The sequence below is a fragment of the Micromonospora sp. M51 genome (assembly GCF_018070305.1).
In the GTDB taxonomy this organism is placed as follows: domain Bacteria; phylum Actinomycetota; class Actinomycetes; order Mycobacteriales; family Micromonosporaceae; genus Micromonospora; species Micromonospora parva.
Genome location: NZ_JAGPXZ010001380.1, coordinates 1 through 678, shown reverse-complemented (window position 1 = coordinate 678; position 678 = coordinate 1). Strand labels below are relative to the sequence as shown.

The window sequence follows — 678 nt, the reverse complement described above, 5'->3', positions numbered from 1 at the left end:
GACCTGCTCGACCGCTACGACGCCGACCCGACCCGGGTTGCCGTCGTGCAACCGGGCGTCGACCTGCACAGGTTCCGGCCCGCGTCGGGCGATCGGTCCGCGGCCGCCCGCAAGGCCCGTCGTCGGCTGGGGCTCCCGGTCGACGGGTACGTGGTCGCCTTCGTCGGCCGGATCCAGCCGCTCAAGGCCCCCGACGTGTTGATCCGCGCGGTGGCTGCCCTGCGGGAGCGCGATCCGGCAGTGGCCGACCAGGTGACAGTGGTGATCTGTGGTGGGCCCAGCGGCAGTGGGCTGGACCGGCCGACCGCCCTGATCGAGTTGACAGCCAAGCTGGGGGTCACCGACGGGGTGCGGTTCCTGCCACCGCTCACCGGCGACGACCTTCCCGCCCTGTACCGGGCGGCGGATCTGGTCGCGGTCCCGTCGCACAACGAATCGTTCGGGCTGGTCGCCCTGGAGGCGCAGGCCTGCGGTACGCCGGTGCTGGCCGCCGCCGTCGGCGGGCTGGTCACCGCCGTACGGGACCAGGTCAGCGGGATGCTGATCGACGGGCACGACCCCGTCGACTGGGCGCGTGCGCTGGGCAGCCTGCTGCCGAACCGGGCCCTCCGGTCGGTGCTGGCCCGAGGTGCCGAGCAGCACGCCCGGCATTTCTCCTGGGACCGTACGGTCGCGGGT

The 678-nt window shown here is 73.6% G+C and carries 1 protein-coding gene; it reads left to right on the top strand.

Going from position 1 to position 678, the window contains the following annotated elements:
- Nucleotides 1–678: glycosyltransferase (locus KBX53_RS34950; protein ID WP_210864033.1), on the top strand; the 678-nt coding region annotated here is incomplete at both ends.